Below are 26,995 nucleotides of genomic sequence, written 5' to 3'. Positions count from 1 at the left end.
ACTTATTTTACGATTTTCATTTCGTCTAATAGGTTTTGTGCGTTATCTACTTTATCCATCACCCACAGCATGTAACGTGAATCAACGTGGATTGAACGATTAAGTGCTGGGTTATAATCCCAATCGCCAATAATACTTTCGTACACACCATCAAACAGTAAACCTACCAGTTCGGCTTTACCGTTAAGTGTTGGTGAACCTGAGTTACCTCCAGTCGTGTCTACGTTTGATAAAAAGTTAACTGGTACGGTATTCATGCCACCGGTGTAATCACCAAATATTTTAGCCTTGATTTGCTGTTGCAGTTTTTCAGGCGCGTTAAATGGATCAACATCGGTGTTTTTTGCAAGTAGCCCTTCAAGTGATGTAAACGGTGTTGCTATCAAACCGTCTTGCGGTGAATAGCCTCCAACAGTTCCATACGTTACACGTAATGTGCTATTCGCATCTGCATACACAGGTTTATTTTGTGCTTCATTAAACGCTATGATGGCACTCATTAGCTGTGGACGCGCCGCTTGTAGTTTACCTGCAAGTGCTTTATCTTTGTCTTCTTCAGCTTTCATTACGGCAAAGATGGCCTTCGCATATTGAATGAATGGGTCTTGATTTTGTTCAAGTTCAGCAAATGATTGCTGAGATAATGCAATGCGCACCTCTTCATTATTAAGTGTTGAATTAGCATACATTTTTGCTAATAGTGCACTGTGCTTGGTTTTATCAAAGCCATTTTCTAATTCAAAAACTTTATCTACTTCTGCAAAACGCTCTTCTTTAGGTAACGCGGCATACAGCTCTAAAAAATGTAATAAAATGGCTTTATCAACGTTTGCATCAAAACGGCGACTCATGCGCTTTAAACCGGCTTCAAAGCGTGGTAAATCGCGTTCTTGATAGCCAGATTCACGTTCGCTATCAGGTTTTTGTTGCTCATAAGCTAGGCGATATAAGCTACGTGCGGTACTGATCATTTGTGAGCGGTGCACATAGCCAAGCATACGATCACGCTCATTGTGCTGTTGCGATTGAGCGACTAACGCCGACAATTCATTTAACACTTTACCGTATTGTTTTTTACGCTTACGGTCACTGTTTATCCACGCGGTTAGATCTTGTTCAAATTGCTTTTTACGTTCATACATCGTGCCTTTATTAAAGCTTTCGATCATTGAACCGTAGTTTTTAATATAGTTGTTGTAGCCCGCTATAGTACTTTCGTAGGCGATGCGCGCTTTGCTGCCATCTTCTGAATTTTCTTCAATCAAAGCGACATATTTTGAATTATGCTCGCGTGATTTTGGATAGCTGGTATTAAATACATAATCAACTTCAGCAGCAATGCGGTAACGGTTAGTGCGCCCAGGATAGCCTGCTACCATAACAAAGTCGCCATCTTGGACCCCTTTGGCGCTGACACTTAGATATGAGTCAGGCACATAAGGTACATTGTCTTCGCTAAATTCAGCCGGTTTGCCGTCTTTACCTACATATGCACGATAAAATGAAAAGTCGCCGGTATGGCGCGGCCACATCCAGTTATCGATATCGCCACCATACTTACCTACGCCCATAGCAGGCGCATATGCTAAGCGTACATCTTTAATTTCTAGTGATTTGATCAAATAAAACTCTAAACCACCGTGGAATGAATACACATTACAGCGATAATTGTCGTCAGCTTCACATGCTGACACTAACGCTTTTTCATTTTTTTCTAGCGCGTCGTAGCGCGCTTTTGCGCTGAGTTTTTCAGTGCCTTTTATTACTTTTTTGGTCACATCGGTAACTGTTTCAGTTACATACACTCTAGAGCCGGGTGCCGCTGGTAAGTCTTCAGCCGGTGTTGTTGCTAAAAAACCGTTTTCTAAAATATTGTTCTCTGGTGTTGAGTTATATTGAATCGAACCATAAGCACAGTGATGATTGGTAACCACCAGCCCTTTTGGCGATACGAAGGATGCGGTACAGCCACCAAGGCTTATCACAGCATTCATTGGGAACTCGGTTAATTTAGAAATCGATTTTGCGTCAATTTCTAGTCCTTTGGCTTTTAGAATTGATTCTAGATCAGGAAGTTGGTGTGGTTGCCACATGCCTTCATCAGCAAATGTTGTGCCCGATACTGCAATAGCAAGTGATGCTATGAGTGGTTTTAAGCGCATTTTTTTATCCTTTTTATTGTTTCTATAACAGGTTACGCGTGCAGCCTTAGCAAGGTCAATATTTCTGCGACAAAATAGCTGCACTATTGTGTAACAAAATACTGAAAACAAATACTTCTTCGAGCTCTATTGGCAATAAAAACAACACAACAATGCAATCATTTGGTCATTTTCAATAGCTAGGATTTAAATATTATTAATAATGCACGGCCTAATTATGACTGCTATTTTTTTGATCAACCTCGCTCGTTCAACGGAGCGATTAGCAAACAGCCAGCGACAATTAGCTGCACATGGGCTAAGTTTTGAGCGTATAGATGCAATTGATGGCGCCATGCTTTCACAAGCGCAAAAAGAAATTAATTACAGTCCTAGCCTCAACAAACAAAAATACCATTACCCGCTCAGTGCTGGGCAGATTGGCTGTTACTTGAGCCATCGCAAAGCATGGCAAACCATTGTCGATAGAAAACTTGATTACGCAATTGTGCTCGAAGATGACTTTATCTTAGATACGAGTATTAATAGTGCAATTAAAAATATTGAACAATTACCGCTCACTTGGCAACTGATAAAACTCTCAGCTTATCAAAACCGTACTCGCAAAATCGCCTATCAAGTGCCGTTGCAGTTTGAGCAAAAATTAGTGATCCATAAAAAGCTGATGACAGGATGTTGTGCTTCTGCAATCAGTTATCAAGGTGCGAAACAATTATTGGCAGCTACTAAGACATTTGCCCGCCCTGTTGATTGTGACCTACAACATATATGGGAAACTCAAGTAACAGGCTATTCATTACTGCCGTATCCAGTCTCTCAAGATTGTGAGCAAGTAAGTGATATAAAGTCGCGTAGCAATGCCAGCGTAAAAAAATCATTTTTAGCCCGTAAAGGTCAGCAACTCAGTAGCGCGGTAAATAATCACTTTGCAACGGCGGCATTTATCAAAAAGACTAAGCGTGCTTTACCCGATGATCCTAAGTACAAAAAAGGAGCCGCAGCTCCTTTTTACTCATAACCTAGAATCATTAAATAGTATTTATTTTTTAGCGAGGTTTGGGTGCTCTACACCCATCCATGCTTTAAATAATGCCATTTGCTGTGCAGTTGCCTGTTTGTCAGCAACCAGCTTTTTATCTTTATCAAAGCTTAGTGCTAGCGTTATCGTGGTGCTTTGCAGTGCATCACGGCGGATAAAATCAATGGTTACTTTATCCCCGGCTTTAAATGTTTCTAAGCTTGATTTTAAATCTTTACCAACATGCTTTTTGTTAATTGCCACAATTTTGTCATCGCTGGTCAAACCCGCTTGCCATGCAGCGCCATCGCGACGCACATGAGTTAAAGTTAATAACTCACCAGTATTTTTTGCCATCGCATCAACACTGGCAACGGCTTTTGCATCTTTTGGACGCTCTAACATTAAGCCTACTTTTTTAAACAGTGCGTCAAAATCAATATCTGCTGGTGCATCAACATTATTTGCCCACCACTGGCTGTAATCGCGGCCCGTTAAATGTTTTAAAATAGTTTTCACGTCAGTTGCAGTAAAGCCATGCGGCATTTTATATTGATTGTAAAGTGCACGATGAATATCACGGTAGCTTTGCTTACCTTGGCTGTTCTCAAGTAAATCAATATCAAGGGCCATCGAAATCAATGAGCCTTCGGAGTAAATATTAGTACTGTAGTTACGTGCATGGTCACCACCTTGATTTATCCATTTATCAAAACTGGTTTCGCTGGCACTTTGTACTTCGCGCCCTGGCGATAATAAATGACGGTTGACGGTTTTCGTTAACACGTTTAAAAATTCATCAGTCGTGGCAATCCCTGACCGCACCATTAAATGATCTTCAAAATAACTGGTTGAGCCTTCAGCTATCCATAATAGTTTATCGTAATTAATATGCGTGTAATCGTAAGGAACTAAACCTTCAGGTCTATATGCTTTTACATTCCAAGTATGGATAAATTCATGTGCCGCGGTGCTAATAAAAGCCAGGTAATCCTCACGTGAACCAAAACGATCTCGCGGACGTTGGATAATCGTTGAGTTTAAATGCTCGGTGGCGCCACCTGCTCCTGAGGTTGCATGTATCATAAATACATAACGTTGATACGGGTAAGCATCCCAAATAATATTACCAGTAGCGACTAATTTTTTCAGATCGATAAGCATTTGCTCAACATCATAGTTGCCCTCTCCCCAAATCACTAATTCATAATCGCGGCCATCAACTGCAAAGGTGTGGTGTTGATTAATACCCGTTTCGATCGGCGAATCAACTAATACATCGTAATCTGCGGCTTTAAAACTATGCTTTGAGCCCGCACTATCCATACCTGATATTGAGCGCCATGCTTTCGGCACATCTAGCTTGACCGTTACTGGCTCTTGGCGAAATGATTCACTAAACATAAAAAAGCCTGATGCATCTATAAATGCGTGACTATCATCGATATGACGTGCGCGTTTACCTAACTCATTGGCATACACTTGATAATCAATTTTAACTTCCGTTGGTTTATCTAAATGTACTCGCCATGTACTAGCATCAATTTTTTCCCATCTTAATGCTTTGCCATTCTCACCTGTTGCTTCGAAAAAACGCACACCGTTTGCAAGGTTCAAAATTTCGTAACGGCCTGTTCGCCAAGCTGGCAACTTTACATCTAAATGTGCTTGTGCCGTTTGTGGGAATTCTACGCTAACGTTGCCTAAATGATGTTCAGGTTGAGTAACAGCGAGCGAATAATTAACATCGGCCCATGCCGAGTGAGATAATGCGGCTAATACCGATAATGCTAAAAACTTTTTCATTGCGGCTCTTAATTCATATATCAACTAATTTTATTGTGCCTGAGCGTAACAATGATGATAGAAAATGTGAATTAAAAGCGATAAATACACGTGCAGATAGGTTCAATGAATAAAAATCATCAACAAATGCTAAGTTTTTGACTTACTGACTACATTTGTGCGATTTTTGTTGTAAACTTACAGCAATGAAAGATTTAATCAATGGCGGTAACTATTAGTGTCACAACAGCTCGAAGTTTTAAACAAAAAACTTAAACAAGCCATTGATACTCGCATGGTCGTTGAACATGCACGTAAGCATCAGGTAGACACATTGACACACTTTGCAGCTAAGTTATCGTTAAGCTGTAAAGGGATGGATATTGAACTTGATAATCGCTTAGCTAAGTTTCGTAGTGCACTGGCTAAAGGGGTGGATTTTGAGTTATTCGCGCCACTCATAGACGAGATTCTCACACTACTAAAAAACCAAGAAGCACAACAGGCTACACATCAGCGTGAACTTCATAACAGTGTGCTCGATGCTGGCAAGTTACTACAAAAAACCAAAGGGTTACCGGATGATGCACGCCGAACGTTGCGTCATTTACTAGACCATGAACTGAATAATGTGCAATCGACACGGGATTTTATTCCGCTACTTAATCGTTTAGTGACTATTTATCATCAAGCATTACAAGTAAAACTAACTGTTGCAGATGGTCAACAAAGTGCTGTACAACCCAGTTTAGCAAAAGAGTTATTAAATTTAGCTAATGATCTAGTGTTTGAAGATGAATCCGCAGATCAAGTAAAAACTATCAAAAATAATATCTCTGAAACAGATTCAGTTGATGATTTATTGACCTCAGCAATCGATATTATTCGCATCATTGCCAGTAATATCAGTAAAGAGCGACAATCAGCACAAAGTTTTTTAGTGTCATTGAACCAAACGCTCGAAGAATTACATCACTCGATTGTCTCTACAAGTAAACATTCAGAAGCAATGGGAGCTGAATTTACAGCATTAAATAAGCGCATTGAAGGTAAAATTAATAATCTGACGGCACAAACCCAAAATGCCACTTCAATCTCATCATTAAAAGCCTTAGTTGATAACGAATTAAAATCGTTAAGCGAAGACTTAATTGAAAAAGAGCGCCTTGAACAGCAAGACCGTGAAATGCTATTAAGCAGTTTCCAAGAAATAAATCAACGTATTGGCAGCCTCGAAACAAAATTATCTAAATACAAAAAACGCCTGCATGAGCAACGTTTTAAAAGTTTGCTTGATGGACTTACAAAACTGCCAAATCGAGCTGCATTTGACGAACGTTTTCATCACGAGTTTCATTTGTTTGCAGTACAAGAATCAGATGTCACCTTAGTGGTGATTGATGTTGATCACTTTAAGTCTATCAACGACAAATACGGTCACAGCGCTGGAGATAAAACGTTACAAGTGATTGCTAAAGCATTGCAAATGTCAATCCGAAAATCTGATTTCATTGCTCGCTACGGCGGTGAAGAATTCGTTTTATTAATGCCAGGTATGCCCTTAGAGCATGCTAAAAGACCCCTTGAAAAACTAAGAAGAGCGGTGAAAGGAATTCCGTTCAAGTTCAGAGATAAACAAGTAGAGATAACGGTTTCTATCGGTGCCACTCAGTTTAAAAAAGGTGATACCCCATTGGGCGCTTTTGACCGCGCCGATGATGCCCTCTACAAAGCAAAAAATACCGGTCGTGATCGCTTGTGTATCAATGAATAACTACGACCGACCCAGTGCTTTTTATAGCAAGGAGAACGCCTATGTTAATACAGTTAAACCCGACAGGTGTGTTAGATTTACTGTCGCAGCTCGAAGTTGATTTATTAGAACAATCGTCTAACAGTGAACGCTATAAGTTATTTAGAAACTGTGCGCTAGCTGTTCTTAATGTTGGCAGTCATACTGACTCAAGCTCAGAGATTTACAATAAATATCAAGATTTTGATATTCGCTTACTAAGCCGTGAGCGAGGCATAAAAATTGAGCTACTTAACCCTCCGACTACCGCTTTTGTTGATGGTGAAATAATCACCGGAATTCATGAACATATTTTCTCAGTTATACGTGATATTTTATTTATTTGTCAAAAATACGAAAAAGATTTAACCGAACAAAAAGCCATTACACATATGGTTTTTGATATGTTGCGTAATGCCGCAGCGCTTCGCGTAAATAGCGATCCAAGTATGATTGTCTGCTGGGGTGGTCATTCAATTAATGAAAACGAATATAAATACACTAAACAAGTAGGCTACGAGCTTGGTTTACGTGGCTTAAATATTTGTACTGGCTGTGGCCCCGGTGCCATGAAAGGCCCGATGAAAGGCGCAACCATTGGACATGCAAAACAGCGCAACACCAACAACCGTTATTTAGGTTTAACAGAGCCTAGTATTATTGCCGCAGAGCCACCAAATCCAATCGTCAATGAACTAGTTATTTTACCAGACATTGAAAAACGCCTTGAAGCCTTTGTTCGTACCGCCCACGCTATAATTATTTTTCCTGGCGGCGCTGGCACTGCCGAAGAGTTATTATATTTACTTGGCATTTTACTTCACCCTGATAATGCCAAACAGTCGTTACCGGTTATTTTAACTGGGCCGAAAGAAAGTGAAAATTACTTTAGCGAATTATGTCAATTTATTGAAATGACGTTAGGCAAAGAGGCGCTTGATAAATTTGAAGTTATTATTGATAACCCAGAATTAGTTGGGATCAAACTCAAATCTGCAATGGCGAATGTGCGTGATTACCGCAAGAGTCAGGGCGATGCATATTACTTCAACTGGACGTTAAAAATTGAAAATGAATTTCAGCAACCTTTCGCGCCAACTCATGCCAATATGGCTGGGCTTGATTTACATTTAGACCAAGAAAAGCAATTACTAGCCGCTAATTTACGCCGTGCATTTTCTGGTATTGTTGCTGGTAATGTCAAAGACGAAGGCATTCAAGCCATTAAACAACATGGCCGGTTTATCATTAGCGGTGAGCCGACTTTAATGAAAGCCATGGATAAACTGCTGCAAGCATTTGTTGAGCAAGGAAGAATGAAGCTCCCAGGCAGTCAATATGTTCCATGTTATGAAGTCAAAGCATAAGGGTTAATGTATTCGTGTCAGGTCAGTTACTTTTAATCGATGCGCTTAATTTAATTAGGCGCATTTATGCAGTTGATAGTAATCAAAATAAAGGCAATGATGAGCAAATGATAAATACCTGCTGCGCGCGGGTAGCTCACGCTTGTGAAAAACTTATAAAGATCACCCAAGCAACACATGCTATTGCTGTATTTGATGGTGATAAAAGCTGGCGTTATCATTATTACGCTCAATATAAAAGCAGCCGTGCCCCCATGCCTGAAACTCTGAAAAATTCATTAGATAAATTTAAACAGGCAATTGAGCAAACGGGTATTGTGGTGTTTGCCCCAGTAAATGATGAAGCTGATGATATTATCGCCACGTTAGCCCATAAAATGGCGCAAAATCAGTTGTATTGTACAATTGTTTCCACTGATAAAGGGTTTCTACCTAGTTTAAATAATTATATTAATGTGTATGATTATTTTAAAAAAGAATATTTAGATCATCACTCTATCGTACAACGTTTTGGTGTTGAGCAAGCTCGATTAATAGATTTTTGGGCAATGGCTGGTGATAAAACTAATGATATCCCCGGTATTAAGGGAATTGGTACTAAAACAGCACAAGAGATTATTAGTAAGCACGCAGATATAACATTCGCAATAGAGGATGAAACGCTCTCTGCAGCAGTACGTAAAAAGTTAGCAACAGGAATGGCTGACTATATTACCTCGAAACATTTGGTTGGTTTACGTACAGATATTAACTTAGGCTTTAGTTTAAAGCAGTTAAGACTCAATTAATCGCATTCACGTAGCACTGAATTTGAACTATGCGTATACTGAATTTAAGTCTCAGCGTAAGAGTGCACAATGTTTAAGAAGTTTTTTCGCTATCTCATATTAGGTTTAGGTGTATATGCCTTAATCGCTACTTTGGTCATTACTTTTTATAAAGATGATCCGCAAGCGATGATATGGCAGGACCGAGAAGCGTTCAATAAACGTTATATTGCTAAATTAAGTATCGAAACACCGACTAACTTAAACACTGTATTAGAGTATTTAGGCAGTCCAGATCTAACATTCGCTAAACGTGATAACGAAGAGGTATGGCAAATTATTTTTTACCGTACTCAACATATCAAATCAGATGGGATCACGACTATGGATGAGTGTACTGGTTTACTGTTTAAAAATGGCGAATTGATTTTGTGGGGACCAAGTGCATTTGATGCATTTGAGCAACGCGGGTAATTGATTATTTATGGATGAACTCTGCGCACAAGATCTTGCCAGCCTATTTGAAAAGACTGACAAATTATTAAGGTTTTATCATAATAGAAGTCAGTGGCCACAAATTTATCCGCTGTTAACACAACTGGCTGAGCAATATTATAAACTCTATGATTCACATCCAAATGCAATGCAAGCCCAACTTACTCTATATGCAGAAACACAAGGTTATACAACCAACTTAGTAGTCAATCAATGTGTCATTGTCGCCGCATTTTGTCGCAGTTTAAGTTACGACAGTAAAATCAGCCAATTGCTTATTTGTGTGTGTTTAACTAACTATTTATGTGTGCAAACACAAACCAATAAGTTGGCCCTGCGCCAACCTCTTACCCAACAAGAAAAAAAGCAATGGCAGTCGCGTCATCAGCTAGCAGTTAAGTTACTGCAATCAGCTAACATTGCCACTGATCATATTGCGGGTATTTTAGCGCGCTTAAATAAGTATAAGCAGGCCTTGCTAAGCACGCCAAAAATCATGATCTATGATGGACCAACGACGTTAGTTGCGTTAGCAAATATTATTGCGATGAACATCACTTATCGTACCCAAAATGATCATATCGACATCTATAAAGCAGTGGCTGATATTTATATCCGTACTCCCAACCTGTTTGCCCAACAAGCATTAAAAGCATTAATCGGTCATTTTGGCCCTTACCTGCCAGGCTCTTTAGTTAATTATAGCGATCAGCAGCTCACGTATATTGGTAAAAACCACCAGCAACGGGATTTATTAATTGCGTTGCATGAGCAGCAAAAAACCAAATGGTATAGTGTTAAGGCAAAGCTAGAATCGCATTCAAAACAACGCCCAAGTAAAGACAAGCGATTATTGTTTAGCGTATGGTTCAATGAACACATAGCTCCCGCTATTGAAATTGTAAACGTTGAAAAACAACAATTACTAATGTTGATAAGCCAAGTTAAAATACAAAAGGAATACTCATACAGTGCCCTTGCTAAATTACTCAACAATCATCCAGCGACAATAGAGTTACTTCGTGAAGCAGTGAAGCCTTATAATAAAGAGCAGCTAGCAGGCAAAGATTTACGCCATTGTTTATCAATGGTCGGCTTATATAATGCGCCAGCAATCATTCAACGGGTGCTCTTTGAGCAATTAGTAAGCCACCAAGCGCATCCATTAATGCAACATATACAATTACGTTTACAGGCAATAATAAGTTTATTAAACCAACTGGTAAGTCGTGATCAACACAACCAGTTCGAGCACCTAGCTCTGCCTATTTATGGTTACGTTAATTATTTGATTGAATACTGTAGCACCACAATTAGCCGTAAGACAGTGTATGAACACTCACCTAAAAGTGATGTAAGTATGCCCTTTGCGTGGCTATTTGGTGTCACGATTCATGACAGTGGGCATTTATCGGCTTATTTACTTGAATTGCTTGGTGACAACCCATGGACACAAGCGCTTTTAGATGCTGAGCAGCAAAAAAAACAACACTTATCTGCAGCAGCACAATTATGGGTTGCAATAAAACTCGTCGTTATTAAGGTGTATCAACCCAACGCAATACAAAGTAGTTGGCAAACACACACTTTTGACCAAGTATTAAAACGCTTAGATTGGCAGTCCAGCGAGGATTTTTATGCGCAGCTTCCAAGCCTAGGTTTAAGCAATAGCGTATGAATATTTATTAGACATAGTGACTAATTTAGTGCGTTTTCGTGGGTTTTACTGGCAAAAAGTTGAATAAATTGCTATAAAAGCCGCTTGTATTTTCAAACTCATTCACGTAAATAATCTAACAAGTTATCGCAGTTTAATAATGCGTCACATTTACGTGCATTTCTAACTCGTAATAGGAAAAGTTCATGGCCAAACAAACCATCACAGTGATCAAAGGCGACGGCATCGGTCCGAGTATTATTGATTCAGCCCTTGAGATCTTAACAGCCGCAGGGTGCGATTTTGATTATGAATTCGTTGATGCAGGTCTTGCTGCCTTAGAAAAAACCGGTGAATTATTACCACAAGATACCATTGATACTATTGCGCGTAATAAAATCACTCTTAAAGGCCCACTAACAACTCCTGTTGGTGAAGGTTTTACTTCAATCAATGTAACATTACGAAAGCAGTTTGGTTTATATGCCAATGTACGCCCAGTAAAATCATTTGTTGGCACCAAAGCTCGTTATGAAGACATTGATATCATCACGGTACGTGAAAATACGCAAGGTATGTATTCAGGTTTAGGCCAAGTGACATCAGAAGATGGCAACGAAGCACAAGCAATGTCTATGATCACCCGTGAAGGTGCTGAAAAAATTGTTACTTTTGCCTACGAACTAGCCGTGCGTGAAGGCCGTAAAAAAGTGACAGCGGTTCACAAAGCTAACATCTTAAAATCAACTTCAGGTTTATTCTTAAAAGTAGCTCGTGAAGTTGCGGAACGTTATCCTGAAATTGAATCAACTGAAATGATTGTTGATGCAACCTGTATGAAACTGGTAATGAGCCCTGAAGAGTTTGACGTTATCGTTACTACAAACCTGTTTGGTGATATTTTATCTGATCTATGTGCTGGTCTAGTAGGCGGCTTAGGTATGGCACCTGGCGCTAACATCGGTGAAGATGCAGCAATCTTTGAAGCAGTTCATGGCAGCGCACCTGATATTGCTGGTAAAAACTTAGCAAATCCAACCTCTGTTATTTTGGCATCTATTCAAATGTTAGAGCATTTAGAAATGGGCGAAACTGCAGAGCGTATTCGCAGTGCTGTAGCTGACGTAATTAAATCGGGTGATCGTACCACTCGCGATTTAGGTGGCAGTCACGGTACTACTGACTTCACACAAGCTGTTATCGACCGTTTATAAACCAAACCTAGATTATTAGCATTATAATAAAAGCCAGTATTTACTGGCTTTTTTGTCACTTAGTTTATGCTTGCATCTTTGTTCGAAAACTGAGCGGTAGCAGTAACAATAACCAAAATAGACTTCCACCGCTGGAGCCTGAACTGGCAACTTGTTTTTGCACTGTTACAGTAAGCTTGCTAGCAGGTAAGGTGTTTTTTATGCCATTTTCAGAGGTATCAGTCACGGTCAGTGTCACCACATAACTTCCCGCTTGGCTATAAGTGTGTGTAGGATTAGCCTGTTGGCTTACAGCATTGCCATCTCCAAAATCCCAGCTGTAAGTGTAATTATTAAACCCGCCTTTGGTATCACTGTTAAAATTAACCAGCAAATCTTTTGCACTGTAACTGGCCTGTGTTGTAAGTAATACATCTGCCGACACTTGGGTTGCAAAAGACTGCATAGCGCCATTTGCATCAGTTACAATAACGCTCAAGGTATAATCGCCACTGTATTCATAGCGGTGGTTAATGCTCTGCCCTTTCGCAGTTGAGCCATCACCTAATTGCCATGCATAGTCATAAGGTGCTTGACCACCTGATACAGTGACTTTTGCAGTTACATTGCCTTTCTCTATATTGGTATCCACACTGGAAATTGATAGCGGCGCAGTAAGCACAAAAGTCATCGATTCTTGAAACTGCTGCCCTTGTTCATTAGTACGAGTAAAACCCACAGTGTAACTACCATAATCGGCAAATGTATGACTTGGATTCAATTCATCACTGCTTTGGCCATCCCCAAACTGCCAGTTAAAACTATCGGTTGGGGTCAACGCCATTCCTTTAATTTCAAAACTCGCTTCGAGATCATTAGTAATTACATTGATCCCAGACTGTGGTGTATAGCCTAAATTCAATTCAATTGAGCTATTATTAATCGCTTGCTCAACAATAGAAAAACTAAAACCAAACTGTGAAACTTTTACACCAGAGGCCGGTTGCGTGGCAAAACTGTAATCATTATTATCATTAAACTCAGTGATTGCTGCTAACTGCGTATCGCCTAAACCCTGGCGCTGATCATAAAGACTAAAAGCAGCATCTCTTAACTGAATCGTAGTACTTGCAGGTACGCTGCTGTTACCTTTTGCAATGGCATTTTGATCGGCATCAACAACCAGTATAAACCCTTCGCCAATATGCTCAGGAGTATTATTATCTGTATACTGTTCATTAGCAGACCAAAGTAATAAACCCGGTGAATACTGCTCAACTTGTAAACCACTATCAATTCCTAAATAACTACGTAACTGTAGATAGTAATTGTGTGGTTTTGTATAGATGTGATCCCCCACTCGGCTAAAGCCATCAAGTTGTGCTTGTGTTGACTGCTCTGCATTATCTTGCCAAACGAAAGTATCACCTTGGCTAATGGTCATATCATCAACAACTAGACCAAAATAATGAGTATAAGTGTCCGTTTTATAGTTAAAACTAAGCGTAATTGTTTGACCAGCATAAGCTGATAAATCAAAACGATGCCGTAAATAATTATTCGGCTGCTGAGCGTCATTTACTGAACTTGAAGACCCTGTTATATATGGACCAATGTCTCCATAAAATGGATTAACCGCTTGGGTATATTGCGACGCAATAGGTTGGGCGTTTACTAATACTTGAGCATAATCATAATGCGCTTCAATGCTGTAATAAGCACTTAAATCAAGATAAGTAGGCTGCGTACTTGCAGGTATATTAACTGTAAATGTCATACTTTGTGAAACATTATCGCCACTGCCAGAGTAATATTGCAAGTGCCCTTCTACCGCTTGATAAAACGGCTGTAAATTAGTTGGCAGGGTGATTTTCAACTGGTTTAATTCAGTTGATACCCCACTACTATGGCGAAGTATTTGCTGTTGATTGGTATCGATTTCGTCTAACGATATCGTCGTTTGATTAAGCCAGTTTCCTTGATAACGGTTTTGTAAATATTCGAGTGCATAAGGACTGAACATCACCGGCTGTGAACCGCTAGGTGAGCCTGCCCAACTACCACCAGACATAACTGACCATAATGCCACAGGCTCACCAAGCGCACTGCCGGTTAAATCATATTCATCAGGCAAACCTAAGTCGTGACCAAACTCATGTACCACCACACCAATACCAGCGTCGATAGGATTGATAGTATAACCAAATAAACGAATACTACTGCCTTCAACCGCACTTGGCTGATTGTTTTGATCGTACACATAAAAACGATGTGACCAAATTGCATCTGTACCCAATATACCACCGCCGGCTTCCTCACCTATACTCGAGTGGAAAATCATAACATGGTCAATAATGCCATCAGGTTCATTGGTGATCCCATCACCATCACGATCATCCAAATCTGTTAAATCATAATCGGCTAAATTAATATTAAATTTGGCTACGGCTTTTTCTACCGCTTCATGCACTAAACTTGGTGCATCAATATCATTATTTCCCCCTTGGCGAGCCCCATAACTTTTCGCATCATTATCGGCTGTTACCCAGCCATAAACTTGACCCGTAAATGCTAAGCTTTCCCCTGAGGCTTGCTGATAATATTGATATGCTGTTTGCAAAGTTTGCTGCTGAGGTCCTGAGTAACCATCAGTAGCGAATAACATTTGTTGGTAATGCTGCTGACTATAGCTTGAGTAGTACATATCGCTGTCAGCTGCGGCTAAGCCATTATCATCATGAGGTAAGTCAGGAAAATCAACCAATATAGCCAACACTTTTACGGTATTTTTTTTCGAATTAGGTAACTGCGAAGACACACTCGCTAAGCGCTGAGCCATTTTTCGTTGTTGAGTTAAAACTTGAGGGTTTAGTTGCCGACGTGAATGCACTGATCCACCACGGCCAATATAATCAGATAATAATTTATCATTCGCTATTTTATCGTCAAGCTGCCCGCGTTTATCTAACCAATATAAAATTCGCTCTTTATTAACGACACCAATATCAGTTGGGCTACTATTTTGTGGTATTGCCACACTATGTTGACTTAACAATACCAAAGTCAGTGCACATAACAATTGTGAGTATTTCACAGGATCACCTATCAACAACTTCATAAAGATAATAATAGCTAATAATTTATATACTTACATTACAGTTATAGGTACACCTTGAATACCCCAACAAATCAAAAAGCATAATTTCTTTATTTTCCACGGTTAATAATGCGATCTAAAGCAATTTTTAAGTAGAAAAACAATTAATTTGGAATTTTAATGCAACATTGCCGTTTTGGCTGTTGACATTAGCTGGCAAAACCTTTAAAAATAAGGCTATTGAATTAGTAGACTTAGTGTGTTTTTGGCTATTACGGCGCAATAACTCATTAAAATTTACATAACAAATACCGAGAAGAAAAATAACATTATGAAATATCAATTTCACCTAGTCACTGTACTCGTACTGGTCTTAGTTTTAAGCCCAGCGGGGATGTATTAGAAGGTGAAATAGCTTTTTAAAAACCCCCGCCCTAAGCGGGGGTTTTTTTATGCATTTAAATTATACGGTAATTGCACAGAATAAATGGGGAGTGCGTGCAATAGCACATTATTACTCATGATAATAATCAATCGGTAACTGGCACACAGAGGAATGAGGATGAGTACACAACAATATAATGGCTCCGAACTAGTTGTTCAGGCATTAAAGGCATTGAAGGTAAAATATATATTTGGCTACCCCGGTGGCTCAGTATTAGATCTTTATGACGCATTATTTCAGCAAGATGATGTTGAGCATATTTTAGTTCGTCATGAGCAAGCAGCAACCCATATGGCTGATGGTTATGCACGTGCCACAGGTGAAGTGGGCGTAGTATTAGCAACATCAGGTCCAGGTGCGACAAACTGTATAACGGGGATCGCTACAGCCTATATGGATTCTATCCCTATGGTAGTGCTATCCGGTCAAGTGCCGACTAACTTAATTGGTGATGATGCATTTCAAGAAACCGATATTGTTGGTTGCTCTCGGCCAATCGTAAAACACAGTTTTAACTGTCGTAGCGCAAAAGATATTCCTAAAATTTTGGCTAAAGCATTTTATATTGCAAGTACTGGACGCCCAGGCCCTGTGGTCGTAGAACTGCCAAAAGATATGTTAAACCCTGCACTTAAATTTGATTTTGAGTTTCCAGCAACCACAGAGCTGAGAACCTATAGTCCAAATACCAAAGGCCACCCAAAGCAAATTCGCAAAGCCGTTGCCGCTATTTTAGAAGCTAAAAAACTGGTCATTTACTCAGGCGGCGGGATTATTATTTCTAACACTTCAGAGCAACTGACTCATTTGGTTGAATCACTCAATGCACCAATAACTAATACCTTAATGGGATTGGGGGGTATTTCCGGTGTTCACCCTAATTTCGTTGGTATGCTAGGTATGCACGGGAGCCTTGAAGCAAATAAGGCGATGGCAAATGCCGATGTGATCTTAGCTCTGGGCGCCAGATTTGATGACAGGGTAACCAATAACGTGAAGAAATTCTGTCCCAATGCGACGATTGTTCATGTTGATGTTGATCCAACCTCTATTTCAAAGACGATCAAAGCTCACATTCCAGTCGTCGGTTGTTTATCAACCGTACTTGAGCAATTACAAACAGCCATAGATAAAAGTCCAATCAAAATTGATCGTAGTGCTCAAGAAGATTGGTGGCGTCAGATCATTAGCTGGCGTGAACAAAAATGTTTAAGCTACAGCACTGCGGGCGATAAAATAAAACCTCAGGCCGTCATTGAAGCAATTTATAAAGCCACCAATGGTGATGCCTATATAAGCTCTGATGTAGGTCAGCATCAGATGTTTGCGGCGCAGTACTACCCGTTTAAAAACCCGCGCCAATGGATCAACTCAGGGGGTCTTGGCACTATGGGCTTTGGTCTGCCAGCGGCAATGGGAGTGAAACTTGCGTTCCCGGATAAAGAATCAGTGTGTGTCACCGGTGATGGTTCGATTCAAATGAACATTCAAGAACTTTCGACATGTTTACAATATAACTTGGCTGTAAAAGTGGTGTCACTGAATAATCGCTCTCTGGGTATGGTGCGTCAATGGCAAGATATGGTCTATGGCGGTCGTCACTCATCGTCGTATATGGAATCGTTACCTGATTTCGTCAAACTTGCTGAAAGTTATGGCCATGTCGGTATTCGCGTTAATACTCTTGATGAACTACAGCCCGCAATCGATAAAGCCATGTCGATCACTGACCGTTTAGTGTTTTTAGATATTCTTGTTGATGAAAATGAACATGTATACCCAATGCAAATTAAGCTTGGAGCAGTTGATGAAATGTGGTTACGTAAAGGAGTGAAAGCATAATGCGTCGTATATTATCTATTTTACTTGAGAATGAACCAGGGTCATTATCGCGTATTGTTGGCCTATTCTCACAACGAGCTTATAACATTGATAGTTTAACAGTTGGCACAACAGACGATCATTCTTTATCACGTATTACTATCACTACCATGGGTGATGACCGTGTGGTTGAGCAAATCACTAAACAGGTAAATAAATTAGTTGATGTATTAAAAATTATTGATCTAACTGAAATGGCGCATATTGAACGTGAGCTGCTATTAGTAAAAGTATTCGCTCAAGATGAAGCTAAGCGAGCTGCAGTAACACGGGTGGTAGATGTATTCCAAGGTGCTATTTTAGACATGGGTCGCAACAGCTACACATTGCAGCTTGTTAGTAGCACAGATAAAATTGAATCGTTTTTAGATACCTTACGCCATGAGACTGACATAATTGAAGTTGTACGCTCTGGTGCGGTAGGTATTGGCCGCGGTGATAAAGCACTAAAAGCTTAAACCTTAGATTAATGAGCAGATACAAAAAAAGGGCTAATCAGCCCTTTTTTATTTAACCAATCTAATTGATTAAGGATTAACTTGATCTTTAAGACCTTTACCTGCTTTAAAGCTTGGGATAGTTGCCGCTGAAATTTGGATTTCGGCACCAGTTTGTGGATTACGGCCAGTACGTGCAGCACGCTCTTTTACAGAGAAAGTTCCAAAACCAACTAGTGCAACTGAATTACCTTCTTTTAAAGAAGAAGTAACAGCACCAGTGAATGCGTCAAGTGCGCGTGTAGCTGCTGCTTTAGAGATTTCTGCATCAGTAGCGATTTTTTCAACTAATTGAGCTTTATTCATTTGTTAAATTCCTATTCGTTATTATTTTGCCTTCGCAAAACCTATCTTTATGCATTTTTTAAGTATTGGCAACAGCAAAATGCTTTTTTCACGTAAATTCTTAAAAAATGAGTAAATTTTAAATAATTGCCGAAATAAATATTGATTTAAAGATTAACCAACAATGAACTTAAGCACTATTTAGTAAATCAATATGGTAATTTGTTGATCAATCAACTTTTTCGATAACTAAGGTTACTTCCCCAACCTCAATGCCAAACTTATCAATAGCTGTACGGTTAATCAAGCGTGATTGTGTTACCAGATACATCCAATCATCTAAATTAACTTCAATGGTGTCATCTCCATAAGGTAGTTTTAGGGTATATTGCCAATGAAAAACACTGCCATTACTTTTCCCTTTAGCGATACCTATGACATCACCTGCAGTGCCAGTTAAAGTATTGTCTGCATTGAGTGTTATGTTCCACACTCGACGTTGAGTTTCACCGTCATCGTAAACAAAATCTTCCTCTATAACACCGTTATTGCCATCCCAGCTCGCATTCATGTCAACAACCATCTTACGGGTTAATTCACCTTTATAATCTTGGACAACGCCGTAGGCTTTCAATTTGCCACTAAAAAATTGTTTAAAATTAAATTCTGGCTGACTTCCTTGGTAATACTCAACATCTGGCGCAGCACAACTGCTTAATAAAAATGTGCAACTAAGTAAAAATAATGTAGTAATTCGCTTCATGTTATTGCCCTATTAGTTGTTTTCGCATTTGTGGCTCAGAGGTATCGGCGTCAAGCCAAATAGCTAAGAAGTTATCCGCAAAACCATTTTGCTCTATAGCCCCTAACTTTTTACCATTAAAATAAAATGTGCCAATACCATTTTCATCCGTAATGAACGATAGCGATTCACCTTTTTTGATATCTGGCCAAAGCGCAGCTAACTGTGCATCGTATTTACTAATAATCTCTTTTTTACCCAAATGCTGCCATTGTTCGTTTGTCGCTTTGATTATGTCCTTTGCAGCAAAATCGCGTAAATAGGTCAATGTCAGTTTAGTGGGGTGATTACCAAACTGATAGGTCCCAGATGGGGTTGCTAACTGCGCCTGATAGACATCCCAAAATAGATACTCAAAACGAGCCTCACCGACCACTTTAAAATCAGCTGCAAAGCTTCGGCTGCATATCAATACAATTAAAATGATTAGCCCTTTAGTTAATCTTGCTATCATTACCGGACTCCAAATTTCTAAGTTAAATAGTTACACCTGTATGCTCATTTGTGTTCAGAAACTAACAGGTACTTTTTGCTATATGTGTTTATCATCCTGATAAAATTGAACATAAGCGACCAAGCAAAACCATATATAAGCCAAAATTGCCAAACTACAGGATGAACCTCTAACGCCCCAAAGCGTGCACCAGCAATATAACTTGCGGGGGCAAAAACAGCACAGAGCAACATCGCTAAATACCAAGGCGTGCGATGCAAAAATTGCATTGACGTATTGATGGTTAAGAGTAAGGCACACCAAAGTAATATAAACCACAATGGAAAAGGGGATATACTAAAAGATAAAAAGCCAACCTCAACCATCAAATATTCAAAGCTTAACGAGATCATTAAGCCATAGCACAGTAACAGCATATCTTGTTGCTTTTGCTGCGACAGGCATAGCATTAGTATGATGATTAATAAAATCGGTATAATAGCGCGCTGCTCAAGGAATAATGCTAAAAACCACACTCCTTGAAACAGCAAAAAATTAATAACTGAGCGCAATGTCATCACTTGAATGGTTAAAACGCGGTTTACGAGCAACTAAATGCACTGTACTGGTTACTCGCGCCCTAAATGCGCCTTCACAGTAAGCTAAGTAAAATAACCACAATCGATAAAAACGCTGGTCGAACTTAACTTTGTCGATTTCTGGCCAGCTTGCAATAAACCGTGTGCGCCAATCAGCTAAGGTTCTTGCATAATGAACGCCGATATCGCTAATACTGTGTACCACCATGTCTGATTGATTTTTTATTTGCTTATTCATTTCATCAATACACGGTAAACAACCACCAGGGAAAATATACTGCTGAATAAAATCAGAATTTTTCAGGTAATGTTGATAGCGTTGATCAGCAATTGTGATTGCTTGGATCAGCATTGCACCACTGTCTTTGAGTAAGTCATTACATTTTTTGAAAAAGCTGGGTAGGTATTCATGACCAACCGCTTCTATCATTTCTATTGACACGAGCTTATCGTAACTGCCTTCGAGTAAACGATAATCTTGTTTCAATAAGGTTATCTTATCTTCAAGCCCCAACTGGGTAATTTTTTCTGCCACAAACGCATGTTGCTCATCAGAAATAGTTGTAGTAGTAACGTGGCAGTCATAATGTGTTGCAGCATGAATGGCAAACGCTCCCCACCCTGTGCCAATTTCAATAACCGTTTCACCGGGTTGTAAATCTACTTGTTGGCAGATTAAATCAAGCTTATGGCTTTGTGCTTGCTCAAGAGAAGCATCTTTTGATGGGTAGACAGCACTTGAGTAAAGCATTTCAGTGCTTAAAAATGATGAATACAACTCATTGCCTAAATCGTAATGAGCAACAATGTTTTTCTTTGAACCTTGCTCAGAATTTTTGTTTTTACGGTGGTTTATTCGATTGTAAAGATTACTAATAAACGCAAACTTACGTTCAAATTGGTCCAGTTGAGCCTGATTAATGGCAAAAATTTCAATCAACTGAGTTAAGTTAGTACATTCCCACTGGCCTAAAATATAAGCTTCGCCAGCTCCGACACTGCCAGAGAGCGCAAATGCTTTATACATTGCCGGATTATTAACAACTACTTTAGCCTGCAAGTGACTTTGAGGATCACCAAAGTGTTGAACGTCGTTACCATCAACTAGGGTAATCGCGCCGACTTCAATGCTATCAAACGCACCAATGACTAACTTTTTATACAGCTTACTTAACAAGCTACTTGATGCGTTATCAGCTAAACTGGATACTTTTTCCATCTCATGACCTTCATTATTTTAGCTTATCAATTCTTGCCTGAGTGACCTAAAAAAGGCACTCGCTTACAAAATAGTTTAAACGCCTGTACGTAAATTCCTTTCATCACAGTGATTGTCATAGCAGGAAAACGTTTCAGTAACGCAGTAACCGCAGCACGACTGAGTGACTGGCGTTGTAAACGCAAACTGGCAGTAAATAATAGCGTATTATCTTTTTTATTTTCTATATGGATCATAGTATTGTGCTTTGTTAAACGCACTTTCCAGTGGTAATCCATATCTAAATTCATAAATGGTGATACGGAGAAAGCCTTTTTAAAGTTCACTTTCTTGTGTAAATCAACCAAGTAATAGTGTCGCTCGTTCCAGGGGGTATTACTCACTTCAGCGACCATATAGGGAAAATCGCCATCAGCCGTTTCATAGAAGAAAAAGTTAACTGGGCTAAAATACACCCCAAAACAGCGCAGCTGTCCGAGCATATAAACATTACTAAACGGAGCAGTAATCCCCAGCTCGACAATTTTATCAATTGCTCGTTGTTTGATTGGTTGTTGAGTATCTAAATCACGATTAAGATAATCTGATTGTTTAAATTTAAGTGCTTTAAAGCCTGTTGTTCCAAGCCAAGGGTGAACACCATCAAGTTGCTGAGGAGCATTAAGATCAACCCACATCATGTACAACTGATAATTAAAGCTATGCGCTTTAATTGCTAATCGGTGATGACGAACATCACCGATTAAAAGTGCACTATTCAAATTCAACCCCAAGTTTGCGAGCAACATCTACAGCGCTTTTCACGCCGTCTTCGTGAAATCCGTTATACCAATAAGCGCCACAAAAATAACTGTTGTTGGCTCCATCAATAAGCTGTTTCTGTTGCTGAGCAGCAATAGACGTTTTATTGAATACTGGATGATGATACGTAAATTCTCGGAGTATTTTAGTTTTATCAATTCCCTCACGGTGATTAAGCGTGACACAAAATTGCGTTTTACTTGTTATGCCTTGCAAAATATTCATTTGATAAGTCACAACAGCAGCTTTATCAAGATTATCGGTAAGTAGATAATTCCAACTGGCCCATGCGGCTTTACGTTTTGGCAGCAAAGCAGTGTCAGTATGCAAAATCACTGAATTTTCAGTGTAGGGAATGGCTGATAAAATTGCTTTTTCATCAGTGCTTGGGTTTTCAAGTAAAGCGAGAGCTTGATCAGAATGACAAGCAAAAATAACTTTATCAAATTGCTCAACGGTACCATTTTTCAATCGGATCAACACCTGCTCTGGGGTGCGAAAAATAGACTGTATATCCGTGTTCAATTTTATTTTATCTTTAAAACCACTGATCAATGGATTGATATATTCCCTTGAACCACCGGGAATAACATACCACTGCGGACGATTAGTAATATCTAATAAGCCATGATTGAAAAAGAATTTTACAAAAAACTCAACCCCTACATTACTCATTTCTTTAATACTTGTTGACCAGATAGCCGCGCCCATTGGCAAAATATAATGGTAACGAAAAAAATCATTAAAACCGTGTTGGTCGAGCAACTGACCTAACATCTGCTCACTTTGGTAGTCGTTGTCATGATATAGTTTTTTACACAACGTGTTAAAACGCACAATATCACTGAGTAACTTCCAAAAGCGCGGACGAAATATATTGCGCTTTTGAGCAAACAAACTGGCAAAAGTGTGGCCATTGTATTCAAAACCAGTTTGCTGATTATGCACACTAAAACTCATTTCTGTCGGTTGTCGTTCAACGCCGATGCGCTTTAACAGCTTTTCAAAATAAGGGTAAGTGCGATCATTAAAAACAATAAAGCCAGTATCAATAGCATGCTTAACACCATCAACCTGTATATCTATCGTTGCGGTGTGCCCACCAATGTAGTTGTTTTTTTCAAATACCGTAATATCATACTTTTTGTGCAACAAATGCGCGCAGCTTAATCCTGCAATTCCAGAACCTATAATTGCTATTTTTTTCAACGACTTAATCCTTTTGCAAGCATGAGCCAAATTGGCAGCGGCAACATGCGTAAACATTTTAAAATAAGGGTGAAACGATAAGGAAAATGCACCTCTTTGCGGCGCTTAGCGACCCCTTTGATAATATAATTTGCCGCTTTTTCTGCAGTAACTGCCATTGGCATTGGAAAATCGTTTTTTTGAGTCAACGGTGTTTTAACAAAGCCTGGGTGCACTAAGGTTACGTCAATATCAGCTAAATCAATGGCTAAACTTTTTGCTAAGTAACTGACCCCAGCTTTTGATGCGCCATATGCTTCAGAGCGCGGTAACGGTAAATAAGTTACGCTTGAACTGACAATCACCAACTGACCACCGGACTTTATCCTCGGTAGTAAAGCCTCAAGACAATAACCCATCGAAAGCAAATTAGTAGTAACAACGCGGGTAAACAATGCACTGTCAAAATTATGCGCATCATCGATATACTCACAATTGCCAGCATTAAGAATAACGCGATCAAATTGCGTATAAGCAACAGTGCTACTTCGTATTGCTTGTAAATCAGTAGCGTCAAACTGACAACTTTCAATATTCGTTAGTTGCGCAAGTTCGTTTAGTTTTTCTTGGTTACGCCCACAAGCGATCACTGTATCCCCGGCTTGCGCATACAGTTTCGCAAGTTGTTCACCAATACCTGATGTTGCACCTGTTATAAGCGTGATCATTATTCCGCTGCCTTATTATCTATGTATTTAATAATTGAACCGAGAATAGGGATATGTCGATAAAGTAATGCACCAGCATCAAAGTAGTCTTTATGAAGGCTGATTTTGTCACCAGTAAATGTTAACTTGCTATGGCCTGCTACGGCTATTTGCTGGCCATTGCTAAGCTTTGGATGGCGATAATACATAGTCCAGTAAACAAAAGCATTATCGCCTACACTAACAGTGTCACTGATATCAAACGTGCATTCAATAACATTACTATAAAGTTTAGCAAAATATTGATGTAAGTCAGCTAAACCATCGACTTCATGCAATGGATCAGAAAAGTGAATGTCTGCAGCATAAATATCACTCAGTAAATGTAGATTTTCTTTACTTAGCTTTTGGTATATCGCGATAAATTTATCTGTTCTGTGGTTGCTCATATCATACCTTAAATGCATCAAGCGCTCGTAAGCGAGCCGTTTTATGATCAACGATTGCTGGCCAATAAACCGCTTTTGCTTTGCCGCTTTTCGCTAAATATTCATGTGGAAAATGAATTTGCTTATTCGGCACATTTTCCAACTCCGGTATATACTTACGAATAAAATGACCATCAGGATCAAATCGCTCACTTTGAGTAATCGGGTTGAATATTCTAAAGTATGGCTGGGCATCGCAGCCGGTACTTGCAGCCCATTGCCAACCGCCATTGTTAGACGCTAAATCGCCATCGATCAAATGCTGCATAAAGAAACGTTCACCTTTACGCCAATCAATTAACAAGTGTTTGGTAAGAAAACTGGCAACCACCATTCGTAAGCGATTATGCATCCAGCCAGTTTGAATAAGCTGCCTCATAGCGGCATCAACAAGCGGGTAGCCTGTTTTACCTTCACACCAAGCAGTAAAATCAGCCTCATCAGTTCGCCACTTTACTGGGTCATATTTCTCATTAAAGTTGTTATATTTATTAAGTTTTGGATAAGCCACAATTAAATGACGATAAAACTCACGCCACACTAACTCGTTGACCCAAGTAAATAAATTGCTTTTAGAGCTACTTAAAGCATCGACATATTGTTGCTGTACAAGAGCAATTAATTGCTGAACGCTGACAATTCCTAAAGCTAAATACGGACTTAAGCCTGATGTGCCTTTAATACTTGGAATATCTCGCTGATCTTTATAGCTGAGTAATTTATCGCTGATAAAGCGGGCACAGATTTGACTTAATGACGCATCATCAACTGGCCACTTATGTGAGGAATCGTCAACGGTAAGTAACGCTGAACCTTGCCAAGGTATTGGGCTAAACATTGTCGGGGGGGCTTGAAAATAAAAATGAGTATCTTGATATTGCTTTAGCCAGGCATTTTTAAAAGGGGTGAACACCTTAAACATCTCACCACTTTGATTCAGTACCGTTCCAGGCGGTGCAACCACGTCACCATCAAACAAGGTAACTGATACTTTAAGTTTATCAGCATGATGTAAAAATGCGTTATCGCGCTCAACTTCATTAATTTCATATTCTTTATTGGCAAATAACTGCGTTACTGAATGTCGCTGGCAGAACTCGCTTAACTGCTGCACACATCCTGCGTAATTACCCTCTTCAATGATATGCAAGGTGATGCCATTATCAGCTAGTAACTGACCTAAGAAGTTTAACCTTCGTTTTAGCAAATCAATTTGTATTGAAGCAACACCATGGCGTTGCCATTGTTGCTCAGTGATAAAAAATATAGCGTCTTTACAACCATTGTCGATTGCTTGATAAAGGGCATGATTATTAAAAAGGCGCAAATCGCGCCTAAACCAAAATACAGTGTTCATTAAATTCCGTAGCGTAATTTTAGTTCGTGAGGATAAGGGCTGAAATAAACTTGCTTTGCTAAGTATTCGTTTGGATGTACTTTCAAATGATGTTTTAAGAGTGTCAGCGGTACATACAGCGGCACTAAACCTGAGCGATATTCATCAATTGCATCTCGTAGCTCTTCTTTTTCAATTTTGGATAAATGTTTTTTAAAGTAGCCTTGTAAGTGCATTAAAGTATTGCTGTTATTTTTGCGTGATGCAGGTCTTTTCAGCGCTGCCATTAAACCTGCAATATAATCGTCAGCAAGCTGCTCAAAATCATCGCCAACATAGGTGCCCAGTAAATTACCAAGATCTTTATATGCCTGATAATTGTGAGCCATTAACAAATACTTATATTGCGCATGAAACTGCGTTAACCTATGCAGGGTTGCTGGTTGTTGACGCAACAATTGCCAGTTTTTATAAGTAAACACTCGCATCACAAAGTTTTCACGCAAGTGCATATCATTTAAACGACCATTTTCTTCACACGGTAACAATGGGTTGTGAGCCATAATTTGCGCAGCAAAAAAACCCACGCCTTCAGATGTATTACCTGTGCCTGCTTCATTATATATTTTGATCCGTTCCATGCCGCAGCTTGGACTTTTAGCACAAAAAACAAAGCCGCTTAATTGTGCAGCCTGCTCTGTGGCAACTTTTTTACCATATTCTGTCAATTGTGGGCCAACATCACCACTGCCGTCAGGACGGCACACTTTAATAGTTGTGCCTACTTTAACTTGTCTAATTGTCGGTCTTGGGATCGGTAGACCTACCGCCACTTCGGGACAAAAGCGTTTATATTCAACATGTTTTGCGAATTCATCCATGCAAAAATTTGATTTTTTATGGCCACTATCAAACCGAACTTTCTCACCTGCAAGGCATGCACTTATGCCTATTTGAATAGTCGATTGCTGCATATACACT

Annotated in this window: 23 protein-coding genes; 9 read left to right on the top strand and 14 right to left on the bottom strand. The window is 39.5% G+C overall.

Annotated features, from left to right (window positions below; genetic code table 11):
• Positions 1-2: 2 nt before the first annotated feature.
• The gene (locus H5163_RS02090; protein WP_182734170.1) at positions 3-2,162 is read right to left on the bottom strand and encodes a S46 family peptidase; all 2,160 of its coding nucleotides are present in this window, start codon (positions 2,160-2,162) and stop codon (positions 3-5) included.
• Positions 2,163-2,379: 217 nt separating this feature from the next.
• On the opposite strand from H5163_RS02090, the gene H5163_RS02085 reads away from it, so the two are divergent.
• Positions 2,380-3,180 (top strand): glycosyltransferase family 25 protein, encoded by an 801-nt coding sequence (locus H5163_RS02085; RefSeq protein ID WP_182734168.1) that lies wholly within the window; start codon positions 2,380-2,382, stop codon positions 3,178-3,180.
• 21 nt (positions 3,181-3,201) lie between these two features.
• On the opposite strand, the gene H5163_RS02080 is transcribed toward H5163_RS02085, so the two are convergent.
• Entirely contained in the window at positions 3,202-4,986 is a 1,785-nt protein-coding gene (locus tag H5163_RS02080) for a M61 family metallopeptidase (RefSeq protein WP_182734166.1), read from the bottom strand.
• Between the two features lie 217 nt (positions 4,987-5,203).
• Between H5163_RS02080 and H5163_RS02075 the strand changes: the two genes are divergently transcribed.
• The 6 genes from H5163_RS02075 to H5163_RS02050 all read left to right on the top strand — a co-directional run bounded on the left by H5163_RS02075 (position 5,204) and on the right by H5163_RS02050 (position 12,257).
• Positions 5,204-6,739 carry a diguanylate cyclase gene (locus tag H5163_RS02075; RefSeq protein WP_337119163.1) on the top strand — a complete coding sequence of 512 codons (1,536 nt, stop codon included), beginning with the start codon at positions 5,204-5,206 and terminating at the stop codon, positions 6,737-6,739.
• A gap of 41 nt (positions 6,740-6,780) precedes the next feature.
• Complete coding sequence (gene ppnN / locus H5163_RS02070) at positions 6,781-8,124, top strand: nucleotide 5'-monophosphate nucleosidase PpnN (protein ID WP_145235807.1); 1,344 nt, start codon at positions 6,781-6,783, stop codon at positions 8,122-8,124.
• Between the two features lie 14 nt (positions 8,125-8,138).
• Positions 8,139-8,912, top strand: a complete 774-nt coding sequence (gene xni / locus H5163_RS02065; protein ID WP_182734164.1) for a flap endonuclease Xni — start codon at positions 8,139-8,141, stop codon at positions 8,910-8,912.
• A gap of 69 nt (positions 8,913-8,981) precedes the next feature.
• Entirely contained in the window at positions 8,982-9,365 is a 384-nt protein-coding gene (locus tag H5163_RS02060) for a DUF3192 domain-containing protein (RefSeq protein WP_145235813.1), read from the top strand.
• Between the two features lie 10 nt (positions 9,366-9,375).
• The gene (locus H5163_RS02055; RefSeq protein WP_182734162.1) at positions 9,376-11,064 is read left to right on the top strand and encodes a hypothetical protein; all 1,689 of its coding nucleotides are present in this window, start codon (positions 9,376-9,378) and stop codon (positions 11,062-11,064) included.
• 185 nt (positions 11,065-11,249) lie between these two features.
• Positions 11,250-12,257, top strand: a complete 1,008-nt coding sequence (locus tag H5163_RS02050) for an isocitrate dehydrogenase (RefSeq protein ID WP_182718661.1) — start codon at positions 11,250-11,252, stop codon at positions 12,255-12,257.
• Between the two features lie 64 nt (positions 12,258-12,321).
• Here the strand turns inward: H5163_RS02050 and H5163_RS02045 are convergent, their stop codons facing one another.
• Complete coding sequence (locus H5163_RS02045) at positions 12,322-15,354, bottom strand: immune inhibitor A domain-containing protein (RefSeq protein WP_182734160.1); 3,033 nt, start codon at positions 15,352-15,354, stop codon at positions 12,322-12,324.
• Between the two features lie 541 nt (positions 15,355-15,895).
• On the opposite strand from H5163_RS02045, the gene H5163_RS02040 reads away from it, so the two are divergent.
• A complete protein-coding gene (locus H5163_RS02040; RefSeq protein ID WP_145235824.1) occupies positions 15,896-17,620 on the top strand; it encodes an acetolactate synthase 3 large subunit in 1,725 nt (574 codons plus the stop codon).
• Entirely contained in the window at positions 17,620-18,117 is a 498-nt protein-coding gene (gene ilvN / locus H5163_RS02035) for an acetolactate synthase small subunit (RefSeq protein WP_149980181.1), read from the top strand. The genes H5163_RS02040 and ilvN overlap by 1 nt, the downstream gene beginning before the upstream one ends.
• Positions 18,118-18,186: 69 nt before the next feature.
• On the opposite strand, the gene H5163_RS02030 is transcribed toward ilvN, so the two are convergent.
• The 11 genes from H5163_RS02030 to H5163_RS01980 all read right to left on the bottom strand — a co-directional run bounded on the left by H5163_RS02030 (position 18,187) and on the right by H5163_RS01980 (position 26,988).
• Positions 18,187-18,462 carry an HU family DNA-binding protein gene (locus H5163_RS02030; RefSeq protein WP_145235830.1) on the bottom strand — a complete coding sequence of 92 codons (276 nt, stop codon included), beginning with the start codon at positions 18,460-18,462 and terminating at the stop codon, positions 18,187-18,189.
• A gap of 208 nt (positions 18,463-18,670) precedes the next feature.
• Positions 18,671-19,204, bottom strand: a complete 534-nt coding sequence (locus H5163_RS02025) for a DUF3833 domain-containing protein (RefSeq protein WP_145235836.1) — start codon at positions 19,202-19,204, stop codon at positions 18,671-18,673.
• 1 nt (position 19,205) lies between these two features.
• Entirely contained in the window at positions 19,206-19,697 is a 492-nt protein-coding gene (locus H5163_RS02020; protein ID WP_145235840.1) for a chalcone isomerase family protein, read from the bottom strand.
• 44 nt (positions 19,698-19,741) lie between these two features.
• Positions 19,742-20,254 carry a DUF2878 domain-containing protein gene (locus H5163_RS02015; RefSeq protein ID WP_145235843.1) on the bottom strand — a complete coding sequence of 171 codons (513 nt, stop codon included), beginning with the start codon at positions 20,252-20,254 and terminating at the stop codon, positions 19,742-19,744.
• Entirely contained in the window at positions 20,232-21,494 is a 1,263-nt protein-coding gene (locus H5163_RS02010; protein WP_145235846.1) for a cyclopropane-fatty-acyl-phospholipid synthase family protein, read from the bottom strand. Before H5163_RS02010 ends, H5163_RS02015 begins: the two co-directional genes overlap by 23 nt.
• Positions 21,495-21,520: 26 nt before the next feature.
• Positions 21,521-22,255, bottom strand: a complete 735-nt coding sequence (locus H5163_RS02005; protein ID WP_145235849.1) for a DUF1365 domain-containing protein — start codon at positions 22,253-22,255, stop codon at positions 21,521-21,523.
• Positions 22,248-23,504 carry an NAD(P)/FAD-dependent oxidoreductase gene (locus tag H5163_RS02000; RefSeq protein WP_182734158.1) on the bottom strand — a complete coding sequence of 419 codons (1,257 nt, stop codon included), beginning with the start codon at positions 23,502-23,504 and terminating at the stop codon, positions 22,248-22,250. Before H5163_RS02000 ends, H5163_RS02005 begins: the two co-directional genes overlap by 8 nt.
• A complete protein-coding gene (locus tag H5163_RS01995; protein WP_169018644.1) occupies positions 23,501-24,211 on the bottom strand; it encodes an SDR family NAD(P)-dependent oxidoreductase in 711 nt (236 codons plus the stop codon). Before H5163_RS01995 ends, H5163_RS02000 begins: the two co-directional genes overlap by 4 nt.
• Entirely contained in the window at positions 24,211-24,639 is a 429-nt protein-coding gene (locus tag H5163_RS01990; RefSeq protein ID WP_182734157.1) for a nuclear transport factor 2 family protein, read from the bottom strand. The genes H5163_RS01995 and H5163_RS01990 overlap by 1 nt, the downstream gene beginning before the upstream one ends.
• A gap of 1 nt (position 24,640) precedes the next feature.
• Positions 24,641-26,035: a deoxyribodipyrimidine photo-lyase gene (phrB, locus tag H5163_RS01985; protein WP_182734155.1), complete on the bottom strand. Its 1,395-nt coding sequence runs from the start codon at positions 26,033-26,035 to the stop codon at positions 24,641-24,643.
• Positions 26,035-26,988 (bottom strand): DUF523 and DUF1722 domain-containing protein, encoded by a 954-nt coding sequence (locus H5163_RS01980; RefSeq protein WP_182734153.1) that lies wholly within the window; start codon positions 26,986-26,988, stop codon positions 26,035-26,037. Before H5163_RS01980 ends, phrB begins: the two co-directional genes overlap by 1 nt.
• Positions 26,989-26,995: the final 7 nt, after the last annotated feature.

The sequence above is a fragment of the Pseudoalteromonas sp. SG44-8 genome (assembly GCF_014164125.1).
In the GTDB taxonomy this organism is placed as follows: Bacteria; Pseudomonadota; Gammaproteobacteria; order Enterobacterales; family Alteromonadaceae; genus Pseudoalteromonas; species Pseudoalteromonas rhizosphaerae.
This window is presented reverse-complemented; position numbering and strand designations above follow the sequence as displayed.